Annotated in this window: 5 protein-coding genes; 4 read left to right on the top strand and 1 reads right to left on the bottom strand. The window is 49.1% G+C overall.

Annotated features, from left to right (window positions below; all coding sequences use genetic code 11):
• Positions 1-76 precede the first annotated feature (76 nt).
• From yicI to xylB, 4 genes are all read left to right on the top strand, one after another.
• On the top strand, positions 77-2,365 hold the full coding sequence (gene yicI, locus D1831_RS08820) for an alpha-xylosidase (protein ID WP_125072571.1): 2,289 nt from the start codon (positions 77-79) through the stop codon (positions 2,363-2,365).
• A gap of 97 nt (positions 2,366-2,462) precedes the next feature.
• A complete protein-coding gene (locus D1831_RS08825) occupies positions 2,463-3,626 on the top strand; it encodes an ROK family protein (RefSeq protein WP_125072572.1) in 1,164 nt (387 codons plus the stop codon).
• A gap of 228 nt (positions 3,627-3,854) precedes the next feature.
• Positions 3,855-5,210 (top strand): xylose isomerase, encoded by a 1,356-nt coding sequence (gene xylA / locus D1831_RS08830; protein WP_125072573.1) that lies wholly within the window; start codon positions 3,855-3,857, stop codon positions 5,208-5,210.
• A gap of 97 nt (positions 5,211-5,307) precedes the next feature.
• Positions 5,308-6,813, top strand: coding sequence for a xylulokinase (gene xylB, locus D1831_RS08835; RefSeq protein WP_125072574.1), 1,506 nt, complete (start codon positions 5,308-5,310; stop codon positions 6,811-6,813).
• Between the two features lie 61 nt (positions 6,814-6,874).
• On the opposite strand, the gene D1831_RS08840 is transcribed toward xylB, so the two are convergent.
• Positions 6,875-8,911 (bottom strand): beta-galactosidase, encoded by a 2,037-nt coding sequence (locus D1831_RS08840; RefSeq protein WP_125072575.1) that lies wholly within the window; start codon positions 8,909-8,911, stop codon positions 6,875-6,877.
• Positions 8,912-9,233: the final 322 nt, after the last annotated feature.

Below are 9,233 nucleotides of genomic sequence, written 5' to 3' on the forward strand. Positions count from 1 at the left end.
GGAACGCGGAAATGCAATCATTTTTGCAACGGATAAATAATAATATTGATGAAAACTGTTAAAGAAGGTGCGATTAGTGAAATTTACAAATGGTTATTGGATGAATCGGGAAGAATACGACGTTGAATCACCGATGGAAACGTACGATGCGCAACGGGAAGGCAAAACCTTAAAAACCTTTGCACCGTTTAAGCGGGTCTTGACGCGTGGCGACCAGTTGAATTTAGGGGCCACGACAATGACGTTTACTTCGCCAGTCGAGAACGTGATCGGGGTCAAATTGGAACATTTTGATAGCGCGGATCACGGTCCAAAGTTTAAGATCAACGACTTAGACCCGGACGTGGACATTCACATTGACGATCAAACGGCTTCCTTGACTAGTGGCCAACTTAAGGTTTCCCTACCGTTGAAAACGGATTTTGATTTAAAGTTTACGGCCAACGGCAACTTAATTACGGAATCCGCACAAAAGGCGCAGGGGGTCATTTTTAACCACGATACCAAAGTCAACTACATGCGTGAACAGCTTTCAATGGACATTGATGAAAAAATCTACGGCTTAGGTGAACGCTTTGGGAACTTCGTTAAAAATGGTCAATCCGTCGATACTTGGAACCAGGACTGCGGGACCGGGAGTGAACAGGCCTACAAGAACGTGCCGTTTTACATTAGCAGCCGTGGTTACGGTGTCTTCGTTGACGAACCCCAACGGGTCTCCTTTGAAGTGGGCTCTGAAAACGTGGACCGGGTCCAATTTAGTACGGAAGGGCAATCCCTACAGTATTACGTGATTTACGGTCCAACACCGAAGGAAGTGTTACACCGGTATACCCAATTAACCGGGGGCATCAACTTACCACCGGCATGGTCGTTTGGCTTGTGGCTCAGTACGTCGTTTACGACCGACTACAGTGAAGCTACCGTGTTGAAGTTTATTGATGGGATGAAGGAACACCACATTCCACTCGACGTCTTCCACTTTGACTGTTTCTGGCAAAAAGGTTTTGAATGGTGCACGTTGGCTTGGGATAAAGAAATGTTCCCGGATCCCGCGGGCTTACTGAAGAAAATTCACGACCGGGGCATCAAGGTCTGCGTCTGGTTAAATCCGTACATTGCCCAAAAATCGCCGCTATTTAAGGAAGCCCGGGACAAGGGTTACCTGTTGAAGCGTCAAAACGGTGACGTTTGGCAATGGGACCTTTGGCAAGCTGGAAACGGCTTCGTTGATTTTACGAATCCGGATGCGACTAAGTGGTATCAGAGCAAGTTAAAGGAACTCCTGAACATGGGAGTCGACTGTTTCAAGACCGACTTTGGTGAACGGATCCCAGTTGACGACGTGCAGTTCTTTGACGGCTCTGATCCGCAACAAGAGCATAACTACTACACGCTGCAGTATAACCAGGCCGTATACGATGCGATTGCCGAAGTTAAGGGCCAAGAAGAGGCGGTCGTCTTTGCCCGTTCCGCGACGGTGGGGTCACAATCATACCCCGTTCACTGGGGCGGTGACTGCCTATCCAACTACAACTCCATGCGGGACACGTTACGCGGCGGGTTATCATTCCTCCTTTCCGGCTTCGGTTTTTGGAGTCACGATATCGGGGGCTTTGAAGACGGCGCCGACCGACCAACGCCGGACCTTTACAAGCGCTGGACCCAGTTTGGACTGTTGTCTTCGCACAGCCGCTACCACGGCAGTAACGTTTACCGGGTTCCGTGGAACTTTGATGATGAAGCGGTCGCCAACACGAAGCGTTTCGTTGATTTGAAGCTTTCCTTAATGCCGTACCTCTACACGCAGGCGGCACACGGTGCCCATTATGGTAACCCGTTAATGCGGCCAATGTTCTTGGAATTCGGGGAAGATCCTAACGTTTACGACAACGGGACCCAGTACATGTTTGGTTCCCAGCTGTTAGTCGCGCCAATCTTTAACGATCGCGGCCAGGCTCATTTCTACCTGCCGGGTGGCAAGTGGACTAGTATCTTAGACGGTAAGGTTTACGACGCGCCGGCAACTGGGCAGTGGCTCAACGAACACTTTGATGAGTTGAGTTTACCGGTACTGGTCCGTGAAAATTCCATTTTAGTTCGGAATGAAAAAGCGGTTCACGCGGCTTACGACTACACGAAAGACGTGGCGATTCACCTGTATCAATTAAAAGACGGTGAAGTTTCCACGGCAATCGTTGATGGTCACGGAAACGACGTTGCGACCGTTACGGCCCACCGCAACGGCCCCCAAGTTACGGTAACAACTAAGGGTGTTAGTGGTGACGTTACGGTTTACGTTCATGAAAATGACGGAACGGCGTCGACGAAGTTAATTAACGGGCAAGCAGCAATTACCTTGTAAATAAGCAGTTTTCAGACGACTTGTTGACAAAAAATGTGGACAAGCCGTCTTTGTATACATATGATGTTTGTAGAAGATAAAAGGTGAGGTCATGGGTATGGAACAGCGTAGTCTGAATCGGGATCAACTCCACGATTTAAATTTAAAATTAGTTTTACAACAAATTATTAACCATCCGGCAACGTCGCGGATCGAGATCTCGCACGAACTTGCGTTGCATAAATCCACCATTTCGGCGCTTTACAACACGCTGATGGACCAGCACCTGTTGACGGAAATTGGTCAGGGGGCGGCGTCGAACGTTGGTGGCCGGAAACCCACCATGGTGACCCTTAACCAGAATTACGGCTACACGGTCACGTTTGATCTCGGGTACCGCCATTTGCACGCGACCGCCAACTATGCTGATACGACGGTGATCGAGTATCAGCGGATCGACATCGTTAACCAGCCAATCACGGTGATGGTGACCAAGTGTCAGGCCTTTCTTGCCAAAATTGCTTCCGAAGTCCGGACCGTTAACGGCCTACTCGGCATCTGTTTTTCGATTCACGGGACGATTAAGGATAACCAAGTGATTGCTTCCCCGTGGCTCGACATGCAGGACGTTAACTTAGTCAAAGTTTTTGGGGACCAGTACCAGGTACCGGTCCTTTTGGAAAACGAAGCCAATTTATCCGCCATCTATGCTCGGGATTTTAGTACGGATCAACCGTACCGCAGCTTCGTGACGTTTAGCATTCACCGGGGGATCGGTGCCGGGATCATCTTGAACCAGCAACTCTCACGGGGTGAAAATGGGCGTGGCGGTGAAATCGGGAAGTCCTTAACGCTACTCGGTCCCAACACGGCGGGCCAGTCCGTTGAGTCACTGTGTTCCGAAGACGCCCTGATTACGCGGATTGAGAATGCTAAACAGGTGGATAATTTAGACCGGGAAGCCATTAGTCGGCTATTTAGGGACGGCGACCGCGACACTGAGCGCATTTTACGCCAGGCTTGCAGCGTCGTTGCCGGCTTGATTTTCAACGTGGTGACCATGTTGGATCCTCAGGCCGTATTTATTAATTCACCCTTGATTGCCGGCTTGCCCGAATTAATGGACGAAATTAAGGGCGATTATCAAGACATTGCACAAACGGAGTTCCCAATCAACTTGATTTCTCGAACCCGGTACGCCACGTTATTGGGCGGGTGTTCACTAATTACCCACCACGTTTTGGCGTTGGACGGTTACGAATTACGGTTTCAACAGGATTAATTTTACGGACGAGCCGCGTTAGTGAACCCGGGATAACTAATTAAATAAGTGAATAACGAACGGCTGAATGACTTAGATTATCACGTCATTTGGCTTTTTTGTGGTGATTTTTCGCTGGAAAAAGAAAATCAAAATAATTTTAGAAAGCGCTTGCATTTAAGTCGCTAAGTTTTATAATGATATTTGTAAGTTGGTTGTTGGAACAAACTAACGTGGAGGGATATTAAAATGCAAACAAAAACGAGTTATTGGAAAGGCGTCGACAAGATTCAATACGTCGGCCATCAAGATAAAAAATCTGGTTTAGGCTTTCAATATTACAATCCTGATGAAGTAATCGGCGGGAAAAAGATGCGGGACTGGCTCCGCTTTGCGGTGGCTTACTGGCACACGTTTGATCAACGCTTGGTTGACCCATTTGGTGACGGAACCGCGCAACGTCCGTACGATCACATTACCGATCCAATGGACTTAGCCTTAGCGAAAGTTGACGCCGCCTTTGAATTTTACGATAAATTAGGTGTTGATTACCTTTGCTTCCACGACCGCGACCTCGCTCCGGAAGGTGACACGTTACGTGAAACCAATAAAAACTTGGACAAGGTCGTTGACCGAATCGTTGAATACCAAAAAACGACCGGGATGAAGGTACTTTGGAACACGTCAAACATGTTCACTAACCCTCGCTTTGTAGAAGGGGCCGCAACTTCACCATCTGCGGATATCTTTGCTTACGCCGCCGCTCAATTAAAGCACAGTTTGGAAATTGGGAAGCGCGTGGGTGCTGAAAATTACGTTTTCTGGGGTGGTCGTGAAGGTTACGAATCACTTTGGAACACTAACATGCAGGAAGAACAGGAACACGCTGCTAAGTTCTTCCACATGGCTAAGGATTACGCAAACGAAATTGGTTTTGACGCTCAAATGTTACTCGAACCAAAACCTAAGGAACCGTCAACTCACCAATACGACTTTGACGCTGCCACGACGATTGCCTTCATGAAGACTTACGGTCTGGATAAAGACTTCAAGTTAAACTTGGAAGGCAACCACGCAAACTTAGCTGGGCACACTTACCAACACGAAATTCGGGTAGCCCGCGAAGCCGGCATGCTCGGTTCGTTGGATGCCAACCAGGGTGATAAGTTGATTGGCTGGGACATTGATGAATATCCTTCTAACTTGTACGAAACGACCGCTGCGATGTACGAAGTCGTTGAAAACGGTGGAATCGGCCCTCGCGGTGGGTTGAACTTTGACGCAAAGCCACGGCGGACGTCCTTTGAACCAAACGACTTATTCTACGGCCACATCGTTGGGATGGACAGCTTTGCTGCCGGCCTACGGGTTGCTATGAAGATGAAGGAAGACGGCTTCTTACAAGATATTCTGGACGAACGCTACGCTTCTTACAAGAGCGGGGTTGGTGCCGATATCGAAAGTGGCAAGGCTGACTTCAAGTCGCTTGAAAAGTACGCGATCGACAAGCCGCAATCCGAATTATTAGCCGCAACTAGTTCTGATCACCTTGAAGAAATCAAGGATACGATCAACCACTACATTATTGATACGTTAAGCAAATAATTAGTTTTAAAAATATTGATGACAATTTGAGAGTGAGAGTAGTAGGGCCTGAGACGCTTGTCCCGGGTCCTTTTTAAAAAGAAAAGTGGGTGGAAATATGAGTGCAGTAGTATTAGGGGTCGACCTGGGAACCAGTGCCGTTAAGGTGTTAGCCGTGGACCAGTCCGGTACCGTAGTTGCGGAACAAAGTGTTGGTTACGACCTACAACAACCCCAACCGGGTTACAGTGAACAGCGGCCCGAAGACTGGGTTACCGGAGTCACCCAGGCCATTCAGCAGTTGATCAGCAATGACCACTTGAATCCCGATGACGTTCAGGGTATCAGCTATTCCGGGCAAATGCACGGGTTAGTTCTACTGGACGCCGCCGGCCAAGTGTTACGACCCGCTATCCTGTGGAACGATACCCGGACCACGCCGCAGTGCCACGAAATTGAACGGGTCCTAGGCGATAAATTTATTGAAATTACGGGTAACCGTCCGCTGGAAGGCTTTACGCTGCCCAAACTGTTATGGGTAAAAGAAAATGAACCTGAAATTTGGGCGAAGGCCGCGTGCTTCGTTTTACCGAAAGACTACGTCCGTTACCGGATGACCGGTCAGTTGGCCATGGACTATTCCGACGCGACCGGGACGGTCTTACTCGACGTTAAAACTGGTCAGTGGAGCCAAACCATTTGTGAGCAACTCGGCATTCCCCAACGGCTTTGCCCGCCATTGATGAAGTCGGTCGATTTTGCGGGGAACTTAACGCCGAAGTATGCGCGGGCGGCCGGGTTAAGTCTGACGACTAAGGTCTATGGTGGTGCCGCGGATAACGCGGCCGGCGCGGTCGGTGCCGGGATTCTGTCTGAAGATAAGGTGATGGCCAGTATCGGCACGTCCGGGGTGGTTTTAAAGTACGAGGATAACCCGAATACGAATTATCACGGGGTGTTACAGTTTGAGGACCACGCCTTTCCGGATAAGTATTATTCAATGGGCGTGACCCTGGCGGCCGGCTACTCATTGAGTTGGTTTAAAAAGACCTTTGCGCCGGACGTTGATTTTAAAACGATGGTGGAAAGTGCCGGACAATCGACGGTTGGTGCGAACGGGCTGATTTTCACACCGTACATCGTGGGTGAACGGGCCCCGTACGCCGACGCCGACATCCGCGGAAGTTTTATTGGAATTGACGGGACGCACCAGCGTTACGATTTTGTCCGAGCCGTTTTGGAAGGCATTATCTTTTCATTTAAGGACCTTATGCAGATCTACGAGCAACACGGCAGTCAGTTCAAGACGGTCGTTGCGATTGGGGGCGGAGCTAAGAGCCCCCTGTGGCTTCAAATTCAGGCGGACATTTTTAACCACCCAGTTGTGAGCCTAGAAAATGAGCAGGGCCCCGGAATGGGTGCGGCAATGATTGCAGCTACCGGCCTGGGTTGGTTTGACTCAATGGAAGCCTGTGCGCAAACCTTTGTCCACTACGGTAAGGTCTACGAACCAATCGCGGCCCACGTCGCCGCGTACCAGCAAGTTGATCAAGTTTACCGCCAAGTTTATCCCCAAACCAAGGGGATGTCAGCGGCATTGATGGCTTATCGACGCGCTGATTAAATAAACTGAAACTAAAATAAGGGACCCGGATTTTTCCGGGTCCCTTATTTTAGTTTCAGTTTTATAAGTTGGATTGAATGATCAATGCGGCGTACGGTTTCAGTGTTAACAAGCCGCTGTTAACGGCTTTGCCGGTTAGCAGGTCCTTTGCGTACGGCTGTGCTTCGTAATGGTAAGTCCGGGTATCAGCCGTGGTGTTGATTAAAAAGTCGTAGCGGTTACTTGCAGACTGGCGGGTGGTCAGTTCAATGCCCTGACTGTCGGCTGTAGGTTGGTAAGTCGTTTCAAGGCCAATCAGGTCAACGAGTCGGTCACCTAATAATTGCATGCCCGTTTGATCCAAGTAAGTGCCGACGAAGAAGCCGTGGCCCTTACCGTACGTATTTTGCGTAATGGCCGGCGTCGCGTCGTAGAACTTATCAGTCTCGTAGCTGGCCAGGGGTTGGGCACTCCCAAGGTGGACTAGGCTGCAGACGGTGTTGGCCTTAGCCGTTGACTGGTCGTTAAACTCAACTTGGCAGGTGCTGACGGGTGGCAAAACGTCCCATTCTTCAGACCATAACCCGAGGGTGGGTTCGATTTGTTTGAAGTAGCCCCCCTGATACACGTTGTCGTGTTCGTCAACGGTCGTACTCATGGCGTTAGTGATGAAGTTACCGCCCGCGTGAACGTAAGCGTTGACCTTGTCAGCTAGACCGTGTTTGAACATGAAGAGGACCGGGGCGATCACCGCTTGGTAGTTGTTAAAATCATCGTCGACCGAGATCATATCGACGGCAACGTTGTGGTCGTAGAAGTATTGGTAATAAGCGTGGACCTGCTCAACGTACTGCAAGCGAACGTTGGGACCGAGTGCGAAGTCGAGTGCCCAAAAACTGTTCCAGTCAAAGATGATTGCGACTTGGGCGTGTTTTTGACTGGCCAGCAAGTCGGCGGGAAGCTTTTGTAGGTCGGCGCCAATTTGGCCGGCTTCTTTAAAGACGCGGGTTTCCGTGGAATCTGCGTGCGAGATAATCGCACCGTGCAGGGATTCGCAACCGTTACGGGCTTGGCGCAACTGAAAGACTTGGACGGTATCGGCGCCATGTGCCATGGCCTGAAAACTGAGCATCCGGAATTCGCCGGGGTCCTTTAAGGCGTTATACGGCTGCCAGTTTTGTTGGCTAGGAGTCTGTTCCATCAGCATGAACGGTGCGTGCTTAAGTCCGTACATCAAATCGTGACTCATCGCAGTAAAGGAAGCCGGGGTATCGAAACTCGGGTAGTTGTCCCAAGAAACGACGTCCATTTCCTTAGCCCACTTGAAGTAGTCAAGGTCTTTTTGGGTTCCCATGAAGTTGGTAGTGATTGGCGTGGTTGCGTCGGCCGCCCGAATAAGGTCCTTTTCCATCTTGAAATTGGCCAGTAAGCTGTCCGATTGGAAACGACGGTAGTCTAAGGAAGCTCCGCCCAAAGTTGCACCGCCGTTTTCAAATTCGTCGGTGTGCTGATCCGGGGGAACAATCTCGTCCCAATCGTTGAAAGTGTGGCTCCACATGTTGGCGTCCCAGGCGTCGTTTAATTCGGCTAACGAGGTGTAGCGTTTCTTAAGCCATTCCCGGAAAGCCCGTGCGCAGTTGTCACAGTAACACTGACCGCCGTACTCGTTAGAAATGTGCCAACAAACGATATTAGGGTTGCCAGCGTAGCGTTTGACGAGCTGCTCAACCAAGCCCCTGGCTAACCGTTGAAAGTTGGGGCTGTTAGGGCAAGCGTTATGCCGTTTCCCAAAGCCCTGACGAATGCCGTGAGTGTCGACTCGGTTAACGTCCGGGTATTTTTTAGCCATCCACGCGGGCAGCGCGGCGGTCGACGTTGCCATGACGATTTTAAAATGATGCTGATTCAACAGGTTAACGATCTTATCCAGCATGCTGAAATCGTACGTCCCTTCCTTAGGCTCCAAGAGGGCCCACGAAAAAACGTTGATGGTTGCTGAATTAACGTTAGCTCGTTCCAGCATGGTTAGGTCCCGTTCCCAAGAATCTTCGGGCCACTGTTCCGGGTTATAGTCCCCACCAAATAAGATGGGATATTCTTTCCAAAGTTTTTGATCCATGATTGTGCCTCCGTCCGATAATTAAGTAATCGTTTATATTATTTAAATTAGCACAGATAATGGGAGTTGTAACTCAACATAATAACTGAAAAATATCATTTTACGAAACTAGATAATATCTTAATAATATTGTCTTATTGGAGAACTGAAAAATAAATCACTAATAATGAATGCAACTGTTAAAAATAAAAAGATGATTACTAAAATAGTTGCATGCCTTGTTAAAATCGGAAATGGGTGGGCTACATGGACCATAATAGGGAAGTAATAGCGTATACTAATATTTAATAAAGACTAATCAGTGTACATGTAACTTTGAAAC

It is taken from the genome of Lactiplantibacillus garii, from assembly GCF_003885105.1.
GTDB classification, from domain to species: domain Bacteria; phylum Bacillota; class Bacilli; order Lactobacillales; family Lactobacillaceae; genus Lactiplantibacillus; species Lactiplantibacillus garii.